The organism is Vibrio cortegadensis, assembly GCF_024347395.1.
Taxonomy (GTDB): domain Bacteria; phylum Pseudomonadota; class Gammaproteobacteria; order Enterobacterales; family Vibrionaceae; genus Vibrio; species Vibrio cortegadensis.
The window spans coordinates 375,409-396,542 of record NZ_AP025473.1; the positions used below are offsets into that span (position 1 = coordinate 375,409).

General features: G+C 41.3%; 19 protein-coding genes. 7 read left to right on the top strand and 12 right to left on the bottom strand.

The features are described from left to right. Window positions 1-411 precede the first annotated feature (411 nt). Window positions 412-1,638: a sodium/glutamate symporter gene (gene gltS, locus OCV39_RS16095; protein WP_136995027.1), complete on the bottom strand. Its 1,227-nt coding sequence runs from the start codon at window positions 1,636-1,638 to the stop codon at window positions 412-414. A 297-nt stretch (window positions 1,639-1,935) separates the two neighbouring features. After that, window positions 1,936-2,292 (bottom strand): YibL family ribosome-associated protein, encoded by a 357-nt coding sequence (locus OCV39_RS16100; RefSeq protein ID WP_136995026.1) that lies wholly within the window; start codon window positions 2,290-2,292, stop codon window positions 1,936-1,938. 227 nt (window positions 2,293-2,519) lie between these two features. Here OCV39_RS16100 and OCV39_RS16105 point away from each other — a divergent pair, with 227 nt between their 5' ends. The 3 genes from OCV39_RS16105 (at window position 2,520) to OCV39_RS21130 (ending at window position 5,922) form a co-directional block, all read left to right on the top strand. After that, window positions 2,520-3,287, top strand: coding sequence for a DUF4344 domain-containing metallopeptidase (locus OCV39_RS16105; protein ID WP_261889987.1), 768 nt, complete (start codon window positions 2,520-2,522; stop codon window positions 3,285-3,287). Window positions 3,288-3,524: 237 nt separating this feature from the next. Then, window positions 3,525-5,186, top strand: a complete 1,662-nt coding sequence (locus tag OCV39_RS16110) for a methyl-accepting chemotaxis protein (protein ID WP_261889988.1) — start codon at window positions 3,525-3,527, stop codon at window positions 5,184-5,186. 232 nt (window positions 5,187-5,418) lie between these two features. Further along, complete coding sequence (locus OCV39_RS21130; RefSeq protein ID WP_017052373.1) at window positions 5,419-5,922, top strand: prepilin-type N-terminal cleavage/methylation domain-containing protein; 504 nt, start codon at window positions 5,419-5,421, stop codon at window positions 5,920-5,922. A gap of 188 nt (window positions 5,923-6,110) precedes the next feature. On the opposite strand, the gene OCV39_RS16120 is transcribed toward OCV39_RS21130, so the two are convergent. After that, the gene (locus OCV39_RS16120) at window positions 6,111-7,346 is read right to left on the bottom strand and encodes a RidA family protein (protein WP_017052372.1); all 1,236 of its coding nucleotides are present in this window, start codon (window positions 7,344-7,346) and stop codon (window positions 6,111-6,113) included. A 690-nt stretch (window positions 7,347-8,036) separates the two neighbouring features. Continuing rightward, a complete protein-coding gene (locus OCV39_RS16125; RefSeq protein ID WP_136995022.1) occupies window positions 8,037-8,483 on the bottom strand; it encodes a MarR family winged helix-turn-helix transcriptional regulator in 447 nt (148 codons plus the stop codon). Between the two features lie 140 nt (window positions 8,484-8,623). Here OCV39_RS16125 and OCV39_RS16130 point away from each other — a divergent pair, with 140 nt between their 5' ends. From OCV39_RS16130 to OCV39_RS16140, 3 genes are all read left to right on the top strand, one after another. Beyond that, the gene (locus tag OCV39_RS16130) at window positions 8,624-9,046 is read left to right on the top strand and encodes an organic hydroperoxide resistance protein (RefSeq protein WP_261889989.1); all 423 of its coding nucleotides are present in this window, start codon (window positions 8,624-8,626) and stop codon (window positions 9,044-9,046) included. A 94-nt stretch (window positions 9,047-9,140) separates the two neighbouring features. Beyond that, window positions 9,141-10,070, top strand: coding sequence for an NADP-dependent oxidoreductase (locus OCV39_RS16135; protein WP_261889990.1), 930 nt, complete (start codon window positions 9,141-9,143; stop codon window positions 10,068-10,070). 243 nt (window positions 10,071-10,313) lie between these two features. Further along, complete coding sequence (locus OCV39_RS16140) at window positions 10,314-10,979, top strand: SDR family NAD(P)-dependent oxidoreductase (RefSeq protein WP_261889991.1); 666 nt, start codon at window positions 10,314-10,316, stop codon at window positions 10,977-10,979. Here the strand turns inward: OCV39_RS16140 and OCV39_RS16145 are convergent. The 5 genes from OCV39_RS16145 to OCV39_RS16165 all read right to left on the bottom strand — a co-directional run bounded on the left by OCV39_RS16145 (window position 10,976) and on the right by OCV39_RS16165 (window position 15,398). Beyond that, a complete protein-coding gene (locus tag OCV39_RS16145; RefSeq protein ID WP_261889992.1) occupies window positions 10,976-11,338 on the bottom strand; it encodes a ribosome recycling factor family protein in 363 nt (120 codons plus the stop codon). The two genes, OCV39_RS16140 and OCV39_RS16145, sit on opposite strands and share 4 nt — an antisense overlap. 140 nt (window positions 11,339-11,478) lie before the next feature. Continuing rightward, window positions 11,479-11,832, bottom strand: coding sequence for a rhodanese-like domain-containing protein (locus OCV39_RS16150; RefSeq protein WP_261889993.1), 354 nt, complete (start codon window positions 11,830-11,832; stop codon window positions 11,479-11,481). A 372-nt stretch (window positions 11,833-12,204) separates the two neighbouring features. Beyond that, window positions 12,205-13,419: a quaternary amine ABC transporter ATP-binding protein gene (locus tag OCV39_RS16155; protein WP_261889994.1), complete on the bottom strand. Its 1,215-nt coding sequence runs from the start codon at window positions 13,417-13,419 to the stop codon at window positions 12,205-12,207. Then, window positions 13,412-14,311, bottom strand: a complete 900-nt coding sequence (locus OCV39_RS16160; protein WP_017052365.1) for an ABC transporter permease — start codon at window positions 14,309-14,311, stop codon at window positions 13,412-13,414. Before OCV39_RS16160 ends, OCV39_RS16155 begins: the two co-directional genes overlap by 8 nt. A gap of 97 nt (window positions 14,312-14,408) precedes the next feature. Beyond that, window positions 14,409-15,398, bottom strand: coding sequence for an ABC transporter substrate-binding protein (locus OCV39_RS16165; RefSeq protein WP_017052364.1), 990 nt, complete (start codon window positions 15,396-15,398; stop codon window positions 14,409-14,411). Window positions 15,399-15,836: 438 nt separating this feature from the next. On the opposite strand from OCV39_RS16165, the gene OCV39_RS16170 reads away from it, so the two are divergent. Continuing rightward, the gene (locus tag OCV39_RS16170; RefSeq protein WP_261890155.1) at window positions 15,837-17,744 is read left to right on the top strand and encodes a bifunctional metallophosphatase/5'-nucleotidase; all 1,908 of its coding nucleotides are present in this window, start codon (window positions 15,837-15,839) and stop codon (window positions 17,742-17,744) included. Between the two features lie 119 nt (window positions 17,745-17,863). Here OCV39_RS16170 and OCV39_RS16175 read toward each other — a convergent pair whose 3' ends face one another. Genes OCV39_RS16175 through OCV39_RS16185 form a run of 3 tightly spaced genes read right to left on the bottom strand, consistent with a single transcriptional unit; the run spans window position 17,864 to window position 21,084 of the window. After that, entirely contained in the window at window positions 17,864-18,667 is an 804-nt protein-coding gene (locus OCV39_RS16175; RefSeq protein ID WP_261889995.1) for a LytR/AlgR family response regulator transcription factor, read from the bottom strand. Window positions 18,668-18,721: 54 nt separating this feature from the next. Beyond that, window positions 18,722-19,774, bottom strand: a complete 1,053-nt coding sequence (locus tag OCV39_RS16180) for a sensor histidine kinase (RefSeq protein ID WP_390903268.1) — start codon at window positions 19,772-19,774, stop codon at window positions 18,722-18,724. After that, window positions 19,774-21,084, bottom strand: a complete 1,311-nt coding sequence (locus OCV39_RS16185) for a hypothetical protein (protein ID WP_261890157.1) — start codon at window positions 21,082-21,084, stop codon at window positions 19,774-19,776. The genes OCV39_RS16180 and OCV39_RS16185 overlap by 1 nt, the downstream gene beginning before the upstream one ends. Window positions 21,085-21,134: the final 50 nt, after the last annotated feature.

The following is a 21,134-nucleotide window of genomic DNA, read 5'->3' on the forward strand; positions in this document are numbered from 1 at the left end:
AAATTTTCACTCTGTACAAACACAAAGGTATGGAGCAAACAGACAGAGCTACTAGCATAATTTCTTTTGTCTTAATTAATCATAGCAAAAATCAAACCACTCAAATCAGAAGTGCGATCACAAGCATATCAAGGTCAGCAAGGCACTGAATTTAAAATTAAAATTATTTACAAGAGCGGAGACGGGAAGTTCAACGGTTAATGGTAGCTTCTGATTAGAAGCCTTTCTCTGGATTCATGCCACTATCTACCTTCCACTTTCGCAACAGGATTTTTGAGTGTTACAAACCAAGAATCTTAGTTCTTCCTAGCCCTACCTCATTAATACCGGCCTATAAAAAAAGCTCTGCTAAATCAGCAGAGCTTTTATGTTTAGTATCCTAGCCGTTTTAATCAAAGGCTAATTTACCGCTTATCCTATAAACGAAATGTAACCTTGAAGAATGATCAGGTTTACGATATCAATAAAGAATGCACCGACAATAGGCACCACCATAAATGCTTGTGGTGATGGACCAAAGCGATTAACCAATGAGCCCATATTCATTACAGCCGTTGGAGTGGCACCTAGACCAAAACCACAATGTCCACCAGCCATAACCGCCGCATCATAATTTGAACCCATGACTTTGAATGTCACGAAATAAGCGAAAATACCTAGAATCACCGCTTGAACAGCTAAGATCATTAAGAATGGAATAGCTAAATCGAAGATGTTCCATAATTTGAGGCTCATTAGCGCCATCGCAAGAAATAGTGATAAAGACACCGTACCGAGAATATCCACCGTTTCGGTATCAATCTTATGAGCTTTCGTCACTTCCATCACGTTGGTAATAAACACACCGATAAACAGTGCATATACAAAATCAGGGATCATTAACCATTTAATCTCAAAGGTACTTACCCATTGTTCAAGGTACTTAGCACCCGTCACACAAATAAGAAGAATAAACAGCACTTCAATCACTTTCTTTGCGGTGACTTTATCTTCTTCATATTCGTTATAGGTAACTAACTCAGGGAAGCGCTCATGTGTGTGAGTTCCAGTACCGTAGTCTGATTCAAAGTTATTTTTATCGATCAACTTCTGCGCGACTGGGCTGCCAATAATACCGCCAATAATCAAACCAAAGGTCGCGGAAGCCATCGCTATTTCTAAGGTATTAGACAAACCGTAATTTTCAGCAAAGGTTTGTGACCATGCGGCACCAGTACCATGACCACCTGATAAAGTAATTGATCCCGCGATCAACCCCATGAGTGGGTCAAGTCCTAAAGCGGTTGCCAATGACACTCCGACACCGTTTTGAATAATGATGTATACAGATGCAATACCTAAGAAAATAAAGACTTTAGCGCCACCTTTCATCAACTGAGTATAGTTGGCGGCAAGCCCGACCGTGCTGAAAAACATCAACATGAAGGTATTTTGTAGCGGTAGAGAAAATTCAAGATCTAAGCCATTGAAGTGCAGCATAGTGATAATAATGGCGACAATTAGCCCACCAACAATTGGTTCTGGAATGTTGTATTTCTTTAACGTAGGAAGCTTAGTATTAACAAAGTGGCCAAGAAATAGCACGCTGATGGCAATAAGAAAAGACTCTAATGGCCCTACTGAAATTAATTGATTCATATAACCTCTTATATTTGCTCAATCATCATCCTTAATGAGAGTTGTTGTAATAGTTAAGTACCTTGGCTGGTATGTGTCCTCAGTTTGGTGTGGTCACTTCAATCGAAATGAATAAAAATCACACCACAGTACAAAGTTAATTGCGTACAATGTTACGCACACGTTAGGTATGTATTAGCGATAGCCTGTTTATGATCGACTTCATAACCCCTTGGCTACGCCTATATGCTTATTTACTCATAAGTAAAAAAGCAAAAAAGGAGCTATTAAGCTCCTTTTTTCGCACAATCTAAAGAATTAAAATGCTTTAGGTGCAAATCCTGTCATTTCTTCTAAACGTAACTCTTTGCCTAATTTGGTCATTGGGTGGACAATAACTAGGTCTTTCACTGATTTTTTCAATTTACCAATATCAGCTTGCTCTGCTTTAGTAATTGCACGCTTGAAAGGCATATCAACTAAACTTTTACGCTCTTGGTTCACGTCATAGCTCTGCTTATGCTTAAGCTGTGCAACTTTTTTAGTTAACTTTTTAATCTCTTCTTCAAACTGACGGACCACTGGGCGATCTTGACGAGTTTTAGCGGCAGCCATTTTATGACGGCACTTATCTAGACGATTGTTAATTTCTTGAAGTTCGTTTTTAACACTCATAAAAATACCCTAAGTTATGCTCCAAATCGGATCGGGCGCGGATTATAGCACATCGTCTTCATCTGCCGAAATTTATCTTCATGTTCGTTTTAAACGAAACATTTCATCAAAAATCAATACCATTAATTGGTGTTGTTTATAAAAACGATACTCACCATACCGCCATTTGTTTAAATGATAATAATGCGGTATAGCTATAACATCGAAAATAAAAGGGACTGATGTTGATGAAACGACTATTTAGCACGATCACTTACTCTTGTTTATGCATTTCTCCTGCCCTCGCAGCCAAACCAAATATGCTCATTCAATTTTCAGCGCCTGACAATTCGGCAGAACAGATAGCTAAACAGCAAATAGAGGCTAGTGGTATCAATCAAACGGTAATAGAGCTGTCCAATCAATCCTTCCCTTTCAATAAGACATTAACCATTCAATATGGTGGTACCGAAGGGCCATTATATGATCCTGATAAGCATACTATTTATATCCCCTACCGCTTCTATCAAGAATCCTTATCTTACTTTCAAAAAAATAAGTATGAGGAAAAATTTCAGAAATCAGCGCAACTGGGAGCAATAGACACTCTACTGCACACTTTATTGCATGAGGCCGGGCATGCGTTTATTGCTGATCAAGATATTGCGATACTAGGAAAAGAGGAAGACGCGGTCGATAACTTCGCGACTATCCTGATGCTTAACTATGTAGATCAAGGGGATGATGCAGCAATCAGTGCCGCTGATATGTTCGCTTTCGAATCTGACGACAGGCCTGACTATTATGATTTCGGTGAGTATATCGATGAACATAGTTTCGATTTACAGCGCTATTTTTCTACCTTATGTCTTGTATACGGGAGTGATCCTGAAAAACATCAAGCGCTACTCGATGAAGTAGAGAATGATTACTTAACCGATCGTAAAGACTTTTGCACCTTCAACTACGATCAGATCAATGACAACTGGCATCGCTATTTCCTACCGTCAAACTGATCACCTATTGAACTACGATACAGTGACCAGTATCACTGTATCGAATGTCGCACACGCTTCTTATCTCTTGAAATCAGCCTCGATTTCTCACTTCAAACAATACTCCTACAACTTTAGTTAAAGTTACATTTCATTCACATCTATATTACTTATAACTGGGTAGACTATATTTAAAATATAAAAAATAGCTCATTGATTGAGTAATGTCAGCCTTATTACATTTTTCAGGAAGCAGTTATGAACCTCACTATACGTAAACGCCTTTATATACTCTCCATGATTCCATTATTTGTTATTGCTATCAGCATGATGTCTCTCACCTATAACGAACTTAATAAGCTAAATCGACAGCAAATTGATTCGACCCGAGACAGCATGATGAACATGAAAAAAGCGGAACTAAAGTCCTATATTCAGATCGCTCAGACAGCAATCACGCCCATCGTAAATTCAAATGGGACACTTGAAGAAGTTATAGCAACGTTAAAAGAGATCAAGTTTGGCAAAAGTGGTTATATCTTCGGGTACACCTCTAGCGGGATCCGAGTCATTCAAGGTCAATCCACAAAAGGACTTGGAGAGAATTTTATCAACCTTCAAGACAAACAAGGTAACTACCTTATTCAAGATTTGATTAAAAATGCTAAGCGGGAACAATTTACTACCTATTACTTCCCTAAGCTGGGAGAGACACAACCTCTACCGAAACTCAGTTTCTCTGCTTATTTTCCACAATGGGATCTAATGATAGGTACTGGGTTTTATACTGACGACGTTGATAGAGCTATTGAAGAGATGCAACTTCTTTCGACTGCCAGCATGAATCGAAGCATTACATCCATTGGGTTATTCTGCCTTGTTATTGCCATCATTGTCGCGCTATTCGCAGTATTGGTGAATCGCAGCATAATGCGTCCATTAGAGCAGTTTGATTCCTCAATTCGCTCATTTGCCAGTGGTGATGCCGATTTAACAGCCCGCATGCAGGAATCTAATGTTCCAGAGTTTTCTGAACTCACTAAAAATTTCAACACCTTCGTTGCAAGCCTTCAGTCAATCATCTCTAGAGTGAGCCAAGTCGGCCAAGAAGTCGTCGATGAAACGAATAACATGAGCAATCGTGCAACACAAGTGGATGAACTCGCCTCAAGTCAACATACCGAAACCGACCAAGTCGCCACCGCAATGACAGAAATGACGACGACAGCTCATGAAATTTCTAACAATGCACACCAAGCAGCTCAGTCTGCTAAAAACGCAGAAGATAATGTCGATCAAGCAAGTGCGATTGTCCTTTCAGCAGCCGATTCCGTGCAAGCGTTGGCAAACGAAGTCGCTGAAGCAAACAATGTGATCTCTAGGCTTGAAGGTGATGTGCAAAATATCTCATCTTCTTTAGAGGTGATCCAAGATATAGCAGAACAAACGAACCTCCTTGCTTTAAATGCCGCTATAGAAGCAGCACGAGCTGGCGAACAAGGACGTGGATTTGCCGTAGTTGCCGATGAGGTTCGGAAATTAGCCAGTCGCACACAAGATAGCACCGGCGAAATCCATACGATGATCCAACAACTTAAAGCGGCGTCAGACAACGCAGTCACAGCCATGGATTCTAGCCAAAGCCGAAGTGTCAAAGCCGTTGATGAAGCGAATTCTGCCAGTCTAGCGTTGGCCAAAATCAAAGAGTCAATTGATACCATCATGGATATGAATTCATTGATCGCGACCGCCACAGAAGAGCAAAGTGTTGTCGGACAAGAGATATCTGAGCGTATAGTGGTGATTTCTGACCAAAGTAACCAATCAGCGGAGCTTGCTAATGAAAATCGCTCTGGCAGCCAAGAATTGAATGGTAAAGCACGTGAGTTATATAACTTGGTTGACCGATTCACCGTTTAGAATACTGAATAAAATATGCTGATATAACAAAAAGTCCAGATCTGAAATTCATATCTGGACTTTTTTATCAAACCCGGAACATTGAAGGAAAAATTAGATTTGAGATAAAACCAAAGTTGCTTATTCATCTCTTCAGGTTCTCTTTACAGCTGATATCAACCTATTCTCATTTGAATTAATGGTAGTATAGTGCTCATATATTCATCTTTCTTTGTATTTTAATGGAATAAACATGAAAACCAGAGGATTTACCCTTATTGAGTTAGTCGTCGTTATTGTCATTCTTGGTATTATTGCAGTCACAGCACTACCTCGATTTTTAAATATCCAAACCGATGCAAGAATCAGCACCATCCGTTCAATGCAAAGCAGCATGCAATATGCCAATGAGCAGGTTCATGCCAAAGCTTTGTTAGGCTATGTAAAAGTGAGAGATCCAAGTTCATCAAGCACTCGACTCACTTTTCTTGATCTCAACAAAGATGGGATTCAGCAAGAGCACCAAGGTGAGTGGGATTTAATCTATAACTACATAGACAATACACACATAGACGATGCAATCATTATTGACGGTAGCTTTTCAACCCAAGAAGAGGGGGCGGCTAACTTGTATGTAGGTTATGATAAGAGTAGCTCTGGGGATGTAAAAAGTGGTAATTGCTGGGTTTTATATACTCAAGCAACGGCTGGAAATAATGAATTACCAGAGTACCAGCGCGAGACTTCTGGATGTTAGTTCATTCCTATCGATCGAAAAAAGCCACAATAATAGTGGCTTTCAATAAAGCGTCATTTCTGTAACCAATCCCGTTAGCTAAAACAGTAGGATCACTGAAACGCCCCCTTCTTTCCATTTCGAATGCTACTGAACCGTAATTATGCTCATCACAATTTAATCACGATTCAGCCGTAATCGAATACAGATTATGCTTGTGGAGGCGTACCTTCACAGTTAGAAACAACAGCATCAATTTGTACTAGAGCATTCATTGGAATCGCTGAAACACCAACAACTGTTCTTGCAGGAAGGTCGCCTTTGAAGAACGTTGTGTAAACTTCATTTACAGCGTCGATATCTTCGATGTTTTGAAGTTGGATGTTAATTTTCACAGTGTCGTCCATTACATGGTCAACACTTTCAATGATTGCTTGAATGTTTTTCAGGCACTGTTCAGCTTGAGCTTTTACATCACCAGCAACGATTTCATTTGTTTTAGCGTCAACAGGTAATTGACCAGCAATATGATTGTAGTGAGAGAATGCAACAGTGTGCGAGTATGGTGCTGCTGGAGCATTGTCTGTATTGTTCGCTTCGATAACAAGAAGGCTTGTATCTTCAGGAAGTTGTGGTGGAGTTCCGTCGCCATGTGACACAGAAGTATCGATTTGAACCAATGCGCCCATAGGTAAAGCTGATGCATTAACAACAGTGCGTGCTGGAACGTAGCCTGGGAAGAATTTAGCACAAACTTCATTCACGATAGCAGCATCTTCGATATCTTTAAGGAAGATTGTTGTTTTAACGATATCACCCATCACGTGACCAATGCTTTCTAGGATTGCATTGATATTGTTCAAACACTGCTCTGTTTGCTCTTTAACGCCACCAGCAACCAATGCGCCTGTTTTTGGATCAACAGGTAATTGTGCTGCTAGGTTGTTGTAGTGAGAGAATGCAGCCGTTTGAGAGTATAAACCCTTAGGTGCATTTTCAGTATTTCTTGATACTTTAATTAGCGCGCAAGGTGCTTGAGGCGTTGTGCCTTCACCGTTTGAGATAAGAGCATCAATCTGTACCAAAGCATCGCTCAGAGGTAATGCAGCGACTTCAACTGTTACACGAGTTGGAAGATCGCTTTGGAAGTAAGATGTGTAGATTTCATCGATAGCTTCAATATCTGCGATATTCTTAACGAAGATATTCAATTTTACTACGTCGTCCATTACGTGGTCGATACTTTCTACAATCGCTTTAATATTGTCTAAACACTGTTTTGCTTGATCTTTTACAGTGCCAACTACAATGTTACCTGTTTTTGGGTCTACAGGTAATTGAGCTGAAATATTATTATAATGAGAAAAAGCTACTGTTTGAGTAGATACAGAACTTTGTGGTGCATTTTCAGTGTTTCTTGAAAACTTAATGATATCGCCGCTCATTAGACATTTATCCTTTTTATAGAGTACAGAAATACGTCTTTATTTTTAATAGATCGTATTGGAATGAATGATTAAAGTGGCGCTATGTTAAGTAAAATTATCTAGGGGAAATGTGATAAATGTCCGAATATCATTTCACTAGAATGCCTAGAAATATGGCATAAATAGTCATTATTCGATTAATTATCCGTAGTTTCACTCATATTCGAGCTTTAATGTCAGTTTTCACTGTGAACGATTCGCTTATTGTGAATATAATCTCAGAGAGATAATGGCTTCTTCTTATGGTTTTTGTTCATTTTTGATAATTCGATCACGATAAATTCCATTTAATCCAAAATAACACTCAATTAATGCGTAGTTTATGTCGTTTTAAGTGAATAAATTCCCCAACGCGTCTAAAAATTATATTTATGTTAATAGAATTCATTCGTTAATTAAGTAGTTATTCATGCACATTATTATCAAAGTGTTGATTAATATTTATTAACTGGCTATTTAAGCGACATCGCTATTTATTATTAAATGTGGAAGGAGATAATAGAAGAGTATAACTGTGTAAATATAACAATATATAAACATCAAACTATAAATAAGCCGAACATTTAACACATAGCGCTGAATCTCAGCACCTAATGAAACACGTTAATCAGGGCAAGGTTATCGCTCACCCCGATTCCACTTTTTCATTCACCCACCTGTTAAGTTTGCTAACAGTTGTTCACAGTCCTTCTTCAGCTTAAGAAGATCATCAATATTCATTTTGGACATGCACAACATTTCGCTAGGAACACTTTTAGCCTGCTCACGTAACTCCGCCCCCAAATCGGTCACAGATATCACACGAACTCGCTCATCTTCCAAACTACGGGTTCGACTGACATACCCTTTCACTTCTAAACGTTTTAGCAGTGGCGTTAGCGTTCCTGAATCTAAGTGTGTTTTATGGCCAAGCGCTTTAACATTCATCACTTGCTCTTCCCACAGCACCATCATCACTATGTATTGCAAGTATGTGAGATCTAACGCTTTTAGAAGGGGTTGGTAAGCTCGCCCCATCGCATTAGAAGCACTATATAAAGCGAAACAGACCTGATTATCCAAACTTAGGTACTCATCTTTTCCTTGCTCACTCATGTAATCACCAATAAAAACCAATTAATTGCGCACAATATACTTGCGCACTTAAATTCTTTCAATTAGTATTAATAAAAATCAAGTTGCGCGCAACCTAATTGCGAGCAACCAAAATAATTCTCTATTACAGGATTCAAAACATGACAGCACTATACACAACTTCAGCAACAGCAATGGCAGGTCGCAGTGGTCAAGTAAGCACAGATGACAACATGCTTTCTCTAGCTCTTAGCTACCCAAAAGAGATGGGCGGATCTGGCGACGCGACGAATCCAGAGCAACTATTTGCAGCGGGCTACTCGGCATGTTTCTCAAATGCAATTTTACACGTAGCCCGTGAAACAAAAGTGGCGATCAAATCAGCACCAACAACGGCTACAGTAGGTATTGGTCCTAATGAAAACGGTGGCTTTGCGCTAACGATTAGCTTATCTGTTGAGCTTGATCTTGACCAAGAGCAAGCAACCGCTTTAGTTCAAACCGCTCATCAAGTATGCCCTTACTCAAATGCAGTGCGTGGCAACATTGATGTTCAACTGACGGTTAACGGTTTCGCGATTTAGTCGACATTACCACAGTAAAAATTTAGATACGGGTATTTTTCTTTGCATACCGCCCGTATCGTAGACTCACGAAAAATGTTAAAGGGAATAACCTATGCGCGCTGTCCGAATTCACCAATATGGTGGCACTGAAACACTAAAGCTAGAGAACATTACTAAACCAAAAATCAATGATGATGACGTTCTGATTGCCGTAAGATCAGCCGCCATTAACCCGGTGGATTGGAAAATCCGCGAGGGCTACTTGCAAGCATTCATTCCATATGAATTACCTGTAACGCTAGGTTGGGATGTCGCGGGTATTGTGGTGGAAGTCGGCTCGAAGGTCAGTGAATTTAATGTTGGTGATGAAGTATTCAGCCGCCCAAACATTGCTCGTGATGGTAGTTATGCTGACTATATTGCAGTAAAAGCAGACGAAGCGGTTTTAAAATCCCCTAAACTGAGTTTCTCAGAAGCCGCCGCTTTACCGTTAGCAGGGATCACGGCTTGGCAATGTCTTGTAGATGTTGCCAATGTGCAACCGGGTCAACGAGTTCTCATCCATGCTGGCGCTGGTGGTGTAGGTCACTTAGCCATTCAAATCGCAAAAGCAAAAGGCGCGACGGTGATTGCTACGGCTTCTGCTGCGAATCAAGATCTGCTAATCAACCTCGGAGCTGATCAAGCGGTTGATTACGCAAAATCATCGCTGAAAGAGCAAATTGAGCCCGTAGATATTGTTGTTGATACCATGGGTGGCGATGTTCAAAAGCACTCGTGGGAATTACTGAAAGAAAATGGCATTCTTGTTTCTGTGGTTGATCAACCTGATGAAGAGTTGGCACAGGCACATAATGCTCGCGCTGCCTTTGTATTTATTGAACCAAGCAGCCGTATATTAAAAGAGCTAAATAGCCTAGTCGAAGCCGATCTTCTCAAGCCTCTGATCGAGCATCACTTTACTCTTGAGACTATTGTTGATGCGCACTTGCAGAGCCAATCAGGCCGAACTCGCGGTAAGATAGTCATCGATATTAATTAGAGTCACACCTCTGCTTTTTAATTGATTCAGATAAGAATTTGATGACCACTCCATCTCCCTATGCAGTATGCAATGGAGGATGGAGTGACGACCTTCCTTCATTTTTCCTTCTCTTCTCTCTCCTCAAAACCCTAAATTCCTTCGATACTAAATTAAGAAATGTGAACTGCCACTCTCTTAATAGAAGAAAACCCTCCACTGACGCGATACATTAAGCACTCTTTACATTACCTGAGATATTTCATGATTCTAATTACTGGAGCAAGTAGTGGGTTAGGCGCGGCACTGGCTAGTTTATATAGCGATGATAATGAGAAATTAATTCTAACAGGACGCAATCAACAACGATTAGAGCAGATAAGTACACCACTAAACCCTCAGGTAACCACTCATGCGAGTGACTTATGTGATCCTCAAAGCGTTGCCGAGCTATTCGATACGATAGAAGAGGCTCCTGATACCGTGATCCATTGTGCTGGTAGTGGGTACTTTGGAAAGATTGAAGATCAAGATCCAGCAGCAATCAAACAGCTCCTTGATAACAATGTCACTTCGACCATTCTTTTTTTGCGAGAGCTAATTCAACGCTATCGCGATCATAAGGTTAATGTTGTCGTCGTGATGTCCACCGCCGCCCAAGCAGGAAAAGCGGGAGAGTCGACATATTGCGCGGCGAAGTGGGCTGTCCGTGGGTTGATCGAATCGCTAAGGCTTGAGCTTAAAGGTTGCCCAATGAAGATTATTGCCGTGTATCCAGGAGGTATGGCGACAAGCTTCTGGGAAACCAGTGGTAAAGATCTCAACACCTCAAGCTTCATGACCGCAACAGAAGCCGCATCCATGCTAAAACAAGCTTTAGTCGGTACTGAGCATGGTTACATCTCGGACATAACGATAAACCGAGGCTAGTCCAAATCTAAGCTTTCAAAAGCATCAATGGCTAAGCGAGCTTCAGAAATGGTACAGCCAGACACTGTTATTAACTGATTAAGCGTGATATTTGGGTTGCACTCTATTAACTCGGCAAGACAAATATCCCGTTTTGGCAGTGCCTTATCGATTGCTTGCTTCACCCATAGATAGTGATCATCTGATAACTCATTTCGAAGCTGGGTGAGCCGATGTTCTTTACCTAAAAGAGTCCAGTGGCGAGAGCGTCTGATCCGTTTTAAGCTACAGTCTAAATTTGATACGAGATCAGAAAACCATAATTTATCATGGACTCGATGCACGAAACTGTTCAGCGGGACGATAATTTCGCTCTCCAAAACGGACCTCTCATATTCGTAATCGTATCTATTTGCAACGCTTATTCATTACCGCTCTGGTTTACACCTGAGCAATCACTAACTCGTCCAGGAAATACACACTATGTTCTTTCCTTTACACCAATAGTGATTATTTAATGTTAAGGTTTCGCTGCTAGCATTTCATTGAGTCCACCACCATTATGCAAATTGGTAAAGCCAGCAGCTTGTAAGTGTGCTTCTGCTTGCCCTGAACGATTACCGCTACGACAGTAAAGCACGATTAATTGATCTTTATCGATGTGGGCAAAAGATGAATTAATGGTATTTAGTGGGTAATTCACCGCAGCATCAAGATGACGAACATTAAACTCTTGAGGTGTTCGAACATCTACCAACAAGGCTCCATCGCCAATTAATGCCCATGCAGAATCTGCACGCTCAGATGCAATACTGGCGCTTGTGGTAAACAAAATCGCACACAATGTCATTAAGCTACCTAAAAGTCTCTTCATAAGCCTCGACGCTCCTTCAGCAAGTACAGGTAATTATTGGTGTTGTTTCTCTAACACCAACTATAACGTTAACCATGATTGAAATATATCAAGCAGATTAAATACTGTTGCAATAGAAAGTGATAACGGCTGAAATTCGGAAGGTGAGGATGGGAAGTGATCATCAAGGTTTATCGCTTATAGGCGCTATATATCACGAAAAGGATCACCGAGAAGTATCCGCTAAGGCTCTCTATATTGTTGAGCGTGCCGATAATATAAAAATAGGGCGAGTTGTACTTTCATACTCGCTATCGCAGTAAAAGTTCAACACGCCCTAGTGGCCAAGTGAATTAAAGTTAATGCCTACATTCAGTAATCAGTTTATCAATGCTATGACGCTTTCTCGACATCAGGTACAGGTTCACTCGTTTCAGAAAAGATATCGGCAACGGCACTGCGCTCCAACTCACCTTTTAAATTACCCTCTTCATCAACCACTGGTAACGAGTAGTCGCATGACATCGTATCTGGCAAGATCTCTTCAATAACGGCATCAGGTAATACAGCCGGAACTTCTTCATACATCTCATCGCTAAAATCATGTACTGTCACATCTTCAACAGCATCTTGTAAGCTCTCTTGAGTGACCAAGCCTTGATAGCCTTCATCGGTAACATGATAGCCATAATCATGCTTCGATTTTTTCATTTCACTTAACGCACCTTCAATGGTTTCAGCAGTAATACGCAACGCAGGTGGCTGCATCACCGTTTCAACCGTCAACGCTCGCGCTCGGTTGACATCTTTTACAAACGCCTCAACGTAATCATCAGCTGGATTAAGAAGAATTTCATGTGGAGTACCTTGTTGTACCAATACGCCATCTTTCAAAATTGCAATGCGATCACCAAGTCGCAAGGCTTCATCTAAATCATGGGTAATGAAAACAATAGTTTTATGCAGCTTCTCTTGTAGTTCAATCAATTGATCTTGCATTTCACTACGGATCAAAGGGTCGAGAGCCGAGAAAGCTTCATCCATCAATAAGATTTCAGCATCAGTACAAAGTGCACGAGATAGACCAACACGTTGCTGTTGCCCACCAGAAAGCTGCGATGGATATTGTTGTTCATACCCTTTCAAGCCTGTTGTTTCTAGCCACTCTTCTGCTTTTGCTAAACGTTCACTTTTATTAATGCCTTGAATCTCTAAACCATAGGCAACATTTTCGATCACCGTACGATGTGGCATCAACCCAAATCGTTGAAACACCATCGACATTTTATGGCGTCGAAACTCTTCAAGCTCTTTCGTATTCAGGCTCATGACATCAATGCCTTCAACGATAATTTTCCCTTCAGTGGGATCAATCAATCGGTTGAAATGGCGAATCAAGGTTGATTTACCCGAACCCGATAACCCCATGATAACGAAGATCTCACCTTTTTCGATTTCAAGATTAATATCTTTCAGACCAACGGTATGACCCGTATCGGCAAGGATTGTATCTTTGCTTTCCCCATGTTTAATACGGTTCATGACAGATAAAGGTTTCGGCCCAAAAACTTTAGATAAGCCACTGATTTCAATTAAAGGTTTAGTCATGTTTAAGATCTCCCAAATGGGCATTGGTACGTTTTGCGTATGCTTGCGATGCTCGATCAAACAAGATGGCCAGTGCCACTATCGCGAAACCATTGAGTAATCCCAAAGTAAAATACTGGTTGGTAATTGATTTTAGTACTGGTTGACCCAAGCCTTTAACACCAATCATTGAAGCGATAACGACCATAGAGAGCGCCATCATAATGGTTTGGTTAATACCAGCCATAATGGTTGGCATTGCAAGTGGCAACTGAACGCCCCACAAGCGCTGTTTCTGACTAGCCCCAAATGCAGTAGCCGCTTCTAACACTTCTTTATCAACCAAGCGAATACCAAGGTTGGTCAAACGAATAACTGGAGGAATCGCGTAAATAACCACAGCGATCAAACCCGGAATTTTACCGATACCTAACAGCATCACCACTGGGATCAAGTATACGAAGGCGGGCATGGTCTGCATCACATCAAGCATCGGAGTAACGATTGATTGAGCGCGGTTAGAACGAGCCATCGCAATTCCAATAGGAATACCGAGCAAAATTGAGACCAGTGTACATACGGTGATAATGCTCAAGGTTCTCATCGTATCTTCCCACATGCCAAAATATCCAATCAGCAGTAGAGAACCAATACAACCAAGGGCAAGTTTCCATGAACGACTTGCCGCATAGACCAACCCAGTACAAATGGCTAAAACGATAAACCAAGGTGTCGAAAGCAGGAGTTTTTCAAACCAAACAAGAAAAGTGAGGAGCGGATCGAATAGTGACTCGATGAATTCACCGTACTCACGAGAAAATTCACGATAACCGCCATCCAGTGTTTTTTTGATTGTTCTTAGAGTAGAACGATCCATTTCTGGAAAGCTAGTGAACCAATTATTATCAGACATGTTATATCCTTTTATACCGGAGCCACGATTGGCTCCGGCTTACTACTAAAACGGTACTTCCTGTAACGCTGCTAAAATGATTCTTTAAACCGGTAAGCTATAACGCACTTTCAATTTTCTTCGCCACATCGGCAGGTACCCATGCATGCCAAATTTCAGGTGACTCGGTTAAAAAGTGTTGCATCGCTTCCACACCATCGGCTTGGTTGTCTTCCATCCATGCAAGAAGTTCATTCATTTTTGCATTGGTAAAGCCACGTTTAGAAAAATAGTCGTAAGCTTCTGGAGAACGTGAAGCGAATGCTTCGGTTGTAATGGTATGAACAGGAGAAGGCGGGTACATTGTGACGGTTGGTGTTTCACAGTCTTCTTTCGTCACGCAGTTAGTAAAAGCATCTACATCGACACCGCTACCAAAATCAATTTTAACCATGTCGTACTTACCTAATACCGCAGTTGGTGCCCAGTAGTAACCAAACCACGCTTCTTCACGTCCGTACGCTTTCGCAATGGAACCAGATAAACCAGCACTAGAACCAGGGTCAACAATCGTGAAACCGGCTTTTTCTAGGTTCAGAGCTTCAAACAAGTTTCCAGAGCTAATCTGACAGTTCCAACCAGCGGGACAAGTGTAGAATGCAGAAGTATCTGGATCTTCTGGGTGCTTAAATAGTTTGGCATGTTTACGTACCCCTTCAATGGTTGCCATTTCAGGATATTTATCTACCAAGTAAGCAGGGACCCAAAAGCCCTCTTCACCACCATCGACAAGCGCCGAACCAGCGAATCGAAGTCTCTTCTCTGCGACGCCCTTATCCAGAGCATCTTTCATTGAGTTACTCCAAAACTCAGGAGCAACATCAGGTTGACCTTTTTCGATCATTGATGTGCCTGTTGGCATCGTATCACCAGGGATCAATTCAGCATCACACCCGTATCCGTGTTCTAAAATAAACTGGTCAACATTGGCAATTAAACTAGCAGAACTCCAGTTCATATCAGCAATCGTTACGCTTCCACATTCACTTGCTTGTGCGCCACTCGCCGCTGACATTAATAGCAACATTGCACTTAGTTTGTATTTCATTTTGAGGCATCCTTTCTCTTAATAACATATATAGGGTAACTGAATAAGTCATTACTACTCAAACCATTTTTTATTACTAGTGCAATTTAAGACCTGTAAAAACAGTCTAGCTCTTGACAAAAAACAAACACAAGCAACTGATTTTAAACAAGTAAAGTTAATGAGGCATATTCGCAAAAATCCATTAACAATTTCTCAAACGACAAAAAATACTTAGAGTTCGATGTAATTCTCAGGTGAATTTTATCCGCTAAATCGTAATTAGGTTAATTAATAAACGAGCATTCAATATCTGTTTTGTTTGCGATAACTCTCACAAACTTGCAATGAAATACATCTCATTGCATAAAAAAATAGACCACAGTCGACTCAATTATCTTTAATCAGAAGTATCATTTGCCAACTCTAATTCCGATAAAATAAGCAATGATCCCTATGATTAAAAAACACTTTTTAGCGTCAGCCATTCTCCTTTCCCTTGCAGGCCAAACTTTTGCAGCCGATGGCGATATGGTCGATGTCACCATTTTAGGTACTTCTGATATTCACGGACACTTCATGCCGTGGGACTATGCCGCAGATAAACAAAATATGCGTGGCAGCTTGAGCCAAATTGCAACCAAAGTGAAAGCGATTCGTAACGACCAAGATAATGTCATTCTTGTTGATGCTGGCGACACTATCCAAGGCAACTTTGTGGAGACATTTAAAGATGAACCCGTCGATCCTATGATGCTTGGCTTTAATGAAATGGATTATGACGTCTGGGTGTTAGGTAATCATGAATTCGATTTCGGCTTAAAAGTTCTCAACCGATCTCTTTCTCAATTTGAAGGTACAGCACTTGCAGGAAATATTGAGCGTGCTGATGGCAACCCGTTCTTACCTTCTTATAAAATCATCGAAAAACAAGGGATTAAAATTGGCGTTATCGGTATGGATACTCCGATGACTCAGGTGTTTGCAGAAGGAACGAACCGACTTGAAGGTATGACGTTCACCAATCCTTCATTGGAAGTAAAAAAAGTCATCAAACAGATTGATGAACAAGTCGATGCGATTGTTCTCGTTGCCCACATGGGTTTAGACAATGAGAACAATATTGAAGCAACAGGCGTCCGTGATATTGCCAATGCTAATCCGGAACTCGATGCGATTGTGGCTGGACACATGCATACGCGCATTGATAAAGAAGTAGTGAATGGCGTAATCGTAACGGAACCAGATAAATATGGTCGTGCGCTTTCAAGAATTGACTTTCAGTTTGAAGAGAAAGGCGGCCAATATACGCTCGTCAATAAAGACAGCTTCACCTATAAGATAAAAGGGATTGAATCAGATCCTAAAATGGAATCTCTGTACTCTCCTTATCACAAGCGTTTACGTGAGAATGCAAATCGTGTTGTCGCACAGCTAACAGGAGTTGATCTTGTTCCTGAAAATGAAATCAAAGGCATTCCTCAAGTTCACATTCAAGACACTGGTGTTAGTGCTCTCTTCCAAGAAGCCAGTATGTACTATGCGCCAAAAGCAAATGTCATCGCACTTCAAATCGACAATGATCGTGCAGAGTTAGATGTAGGTGCAATTAAAGCGAAAGATATCGCTTACAACTATCAATATGCTGGTGGCGAGATCACCGTTTATGAAATGACAGGCAAAGCACTCAAAACTTACATGGAGTGGTCCGCAGGGTACTTCAATAGCGTAAAAGAAGGCGATGTTACTTATAGCTTTAATCCAAAGCGACGCGCTTCCAAATACTCGACCAATGATTTTTTTGCTGGAGTGACTTACACCATTGACCTTACTCAACCGGCAGGCAAGCGAATTACTGATCTTAAATTCTCAGATGGCAATATGATTACTGAGGCGACTCCAATTCGTCTTGGGATGAACAGCTATCGCATGGGGCACCTAACCAAGTCTGGTGGTGTATTAGAAGGCCAAAAATTCCCAGTTATCTTTGACACTGAAGTCGAATACGGTGAAGACGAAGGCACGATCCGTAATTTAACGATCCGTTACCTAACTGAAGTTAAAAACGGCCAGTACCAAGGTAAGCCAATGAAACGCTGGTCACTGAGTGGTTTAAAAGGTTTTGAGCAACAGCGCAAAGTGGTAAAAGCATTGATTAATGATGGCACTATTTCAGTTCCAACCAGTGATGATGGCCGCTACACAAACATCTCATCGATCAATGTGAAAGATAAGCTTTTCGCTACATCAGATGAGTTGAGCCAATATCTAACTCAGATGAAACAGAAGCTATCAAACGCTGAATCAGAGAGTGAAAAACTGAACATTCAACGTGATATTGCTATAGCAAGCGCACTGAATAAGTAACTATTCTATTCTTTCGCTTAATTGTTTAGACGCCTCTTTTAGTCATATAGAAGAGGCGCTTTCATTTCTGATACCTGTCGAGGAGCAAACGTTAAATGTCGATATGAAAATATCGCCAGTCACATCCCTTTAAATAACCCTTGAGATGCGCGACTGACCGGAAGTTTTTTTCCAGCAATAACCACATTCATTCTGCCTGCTAAATCTTTTTTCACTTTATCAATCGCAGCAACATTCACGACTGTCGAGCGGTGAATTTGCCAAAACTGATGAGGATCTAACTGTTGTAATAGCTCTTTTAAGGAAGTTCGAATAATGAACTCTTGGCATTGTTGATCCGCTTCTCGCTTGAACACAGAAACGTACTTATCTTCTGCTTTGAAATACAACACATCAGAGATTGAGATCAGATGTAAATCATCTCCCGCGTTCGCTTTAATCCACGTTAGATATTCAGGCACTGCCTGAGTTGAAAGTTGCTGTAATTGAGTCATCAAAGCGGAGAGATCGGAATTATCGGCTGGTGGCTCTTTTGCCGATTGAATCTCCGACAAACGTGACTTTAGTTTTTCACAGGTGGCGATCAGTCTTGATTCTGATAAAGGCTTGAGTAGGTAATCCACGGCACACTGTTCAAAAGCTTTAACCGCATATTCATCATAAGCGGTAACAAACACCACCAGCGGGGACTGAGGCATCTTCTGAAGTTTTTCGGCAAGCGCAATGCCATCAAGCTCTGGCATACGAATATCAAGGAAAACCACATCAGGTTGATGATCCTCTATCTGACGCCATGCCTCTCTACCATTTTCAGCACTGGCAACAATATTCAGTTCAGGCCACGTTTCAGCAAGTGTCTTATTTAAGTGATGCCTAAGCAAAGCTTCATCATCAGCAATAATCGCGGTATAAAATTGTGGCATGTTTGCTTTTTCCTTAGCAACCGAATGGTGTGATTGGGTAATTAAAAGTGTGGACTAACCATCTAACTTATCACAGGGAAGTACTAATATTGCGCTCACGCCTCCTGAGCTTTGTTCTTTTACACTCATTGAAGCTTGTTCTCCAAATAAGGTCGTAATACGCTGACGAATATTGTCTAGACCTACCCCACTACCCGAGGTCTTCAGATTAGGGTTGAACCCTGCCCCGTTGTCACTCACAGTAATCATTATCTGATCATCAGATTGACGGATCTCAAGCGCGATATTTCCCCCTTGCGCCAGAGGCTCAATACCATGAGTTAATGCATTTTCCACTAGAGGCTGGATTAAAAGTGGAGGTAAGGATCGGCTTACATCTACGGTTTCTATTTGAATAGAAAACGTTAAACGTTGCCCTAGCCTAACTTGTTGAATCTCTAAATACGCTTGTACCAATGCCACTTCTTGCTCGATAGTCGTCTGCTGGTGGCGAGTGCTATTTAGCGTAGCGCGGAGCAACTCTGTCAGTTTTTGCAGCATCAATTTAGCTTTATCGCTGTCCGTTTCAATTAAGACACTAATGGTCGCCAATGTATTAAACAAAAAGTGCGGTTCAATCTGGCTTTGTAACTGCTTTAGCTGGCTGATCACTAGTGCTTTTTCTTGTTCTGACTGTTTCCTTTTCATCGCTTCGAGTTCGCGCTCAGCAACCAACTGCTGTTCTTTGGTGTAAAAATAATAAAAACAGACGATGGTGAAAATGAAACCTAAAAATACGACGGGTCTCAACTGAGCAAGTCCAGTTTCTGAGCCGATGACATCCTGAATCCAGTACTGAGCATTCCAAGTACCAAAAAGCATAGAAAAACCCAGAGAGCAGATCACTTCGATGCGACGAGGTAATGCAGGGAAAACAACATCAATAAACTTAGCTGAAAAAATGGCACTATAGCCAAAGCCACAACTGATCATCAGGTGCTGATAAATTAAGCCTCCCCATACCGATTGAGTTGCAAACGCTATCACGACACAAAATAGTGTTGTGAATAGTGCCGTTCTTAGCCATGTTTGGCCACTTGATTCTCTATCCATTTTAGCGTTGATCATTAAAATCGTCCTTTTAGATTGAGTAGAATCATATGTTTATCTGGCAAGTTAGCGTAAGCAGAACTCGACTTTCCATTTAAGAAGCGTGCTGCAAGTTCCAAATCAACCGATGCCTCCCCCGTATCCATCAAACCAACGTTCAACCATTGTGTGGCGATAAAACCCGTATCTTGCGGAGAATAAAGTAGATCAAATGTAGGAGTCACATCTTGCAACCAGTTATAATCTTGGCTCCACTCCCACTGTGACCACGCCGAAGAATCAAGTGTCCAGTGAAACATGACATTGTGTTGAACCAAATTCGCCTGTTGATACGCTTGGGTATAAGAGGCACTAATTGGCGCGGTTAAAGGACTCTGATTCAGAATGTTTGCTTTATTCATTGCCTTTTGCCAATCAGAATGACTCCATGCTCGACTATCGTACCAATATTCCAAAACAACACTATTGCCGACCTCATTTGCCCAAGTCAACCCCACTAAGGCTTGCACGGCTTCCCCTTGTTGATCCAAATATACTGACTGAGTCAATGATTCAGGTTGGCTGTACCCTAAACTATCACGCTGATAAACCAGCGAACCGTGAAACTCCCAAGCCAAGCTGAGTACCGATACAACACTAGCCCCCAGCAAGCCGTGACGAACATCATCATAATACGCGAGCCACTGATACTCAGTTTCATCCAACATCGCGTATCGACGGACCCCAACGCCTTGCTGCTGCGATTGACGCTCAATATCATTGGTTGGTTGAGAAGACCAAGATGAATCGGTATATAACAGAATCCATTCACCTGTCGCATCGAACAAAGAGACAGAAGCGACTCCCGTGCCCTCTTCAGCGACAATACCAACCGGGTTTCGACGGTAAGGTTTGAACACATCAAGTGGCCGATAACCGTAGCCAACACCCCAATCTAGTCGAATTTTCCCAAGCGTGATATCAGCGTACTGTTCACTCAGCCCAATAGAATCTAATGAGAGTTCACCTTGCCAAAAGAGCTCTCGCACCACGAACTCAGCGTCAATATCATTGGTTTCGATTCTTGAATCATTCGAGTGGGCATAAATATCCGTTGCCTTGATTGCAAATAACCCCAACCATTGCTGGTACGTCGCTTCAACATCTAACATGGCATTGAGGCTTTGATGCTTACCTGTCTGTACCGCTGTCGATAGCGTATCTTGGTGAGCAATAAGTTCCTGTAAAAAAATGGAATCCCGAGACTGAACGCTTTCAGCACTCACTTGCCAATCCCAATCGACGTTAAGCTCTGAATCGTTAGCACTCACCGCTGAACTGAACAGCATCAAAGCACAGGTTAAATTTCGCCCTAATAGATAAAAACATGAATTCAAGT

Coding starts and splice junctions, on each gene's coding strand:
- OCV39_RS16135 (WP_261889990.1), top strand. CDS start 9,141: ATGCGCGCTGTCCGAATTCACCAATATGGTGGCACTGAAACACTAAAG.
- OCV39_RS16120 (WP_017052372.1), bottom strand. CDS start 7,346: ATGAGCGGCGATATCATTAAGTTTTCAAGAAACACTGAAAATGCACCA.
- OCV39_RS16130 (WP_261889989.1), top strand. CDS start 8,624: ATGACAGCACTATACACAACTTCAGCAACAGCAATGGCAGGTCGCAGT.
- OCV39_RS21130 (WP_017052373.1), top strand. CDS start 5,419: ATGAAAACCAGAGGATTTACCCTTATTGAGTTAGTCGTCGTTATTGTC.
- OCV39_RS16110 (WP_261889988.1), top strand. CDS start 3,525: ATGAACCTCACTATACGTAAACGCCTTTATATACTCTCCATGATTCCA.
- OCV39_RS16125 (WP_136995022.1), bottom strand. CDS start 8,483: ATGAGTGAGCAAGGAAAAGATGAGTACCTAAGTTTGGATAATCAGGTC.
- OCV39_RS16100 (WP_136995026.1), bottom strand. CDS start 2,292: ATGAGTGTTAAAAACGAACTTCAAGAAATTAACAATCGTCTAGATAAG.
- OCV39_RS16165 (WP_017052364.1), bottom strand. CDS start 15,398: ATGAAATACAAACTAAGTGCAATGTTGCTATTAATGTCAGCGGCGAGT.
- OCV39_RS16185 (WP_261890157.1), bottom strand. CDS start 21,084: ATGCTGTTCAGTTCAGCGGTGAGTGCTAACGATTCAGAGCTTAACGTC.
- gltS (WP_136995027.1), bottom strand. CDS start 1,638: ATGAATCAATTAATTTCAGTAGGGCCATTAGAGTCTTTTCTTATTGCC.
- OCV39_RS16160 (WP_017052365.1), bottom strand. CDS start 14,311: ATGTCTGATAATAATTGGTTCACTAGCTTTCCAGAAATGGATCGTTCT.
- OCV39_RS16155 (WP_261889994.1), bottom strand. CDS start 13,419: ATGACTAAACCTTTAATTGAAATCAGTGGCTTATCTAAAGTTTTTGGG.
- OCV39_RS16150 (WP_261889993.1), bottom strand. CDS start 11,832: ATGAAGAGACTTTTAGGTAGCTTAATGACATTGTGTGCGATTTTGTTT.
- OCV39_RS16180 (WP_390903268.1), bottom strand. CDS start 19,774: ATGATCAACGCTAAAATGGATAGAGAATCAAGTGGCCAAACATGGCTA.
- OCV39_RS16140 (WP_261889991.1), top strand. CDS start 10,314: ATGATTCTAATTACTGGAGCAAGTAGTGGGTTAGGCGCGGCACTGGCT.
- OCV39_RS16105 (WP_261889987.1), top strand. CDS start 2,520: ATGAAACGACTATTTAGCACGATCACTTACTCTTGTTTATGCATTTCT.
- OCV39_RS16175 (WP_261889995.1), bottom strand. CDS start 18,667: ATGCCACAATTTTATACCGCGATTATTGCTGATGATGAAGCTTTGCTT.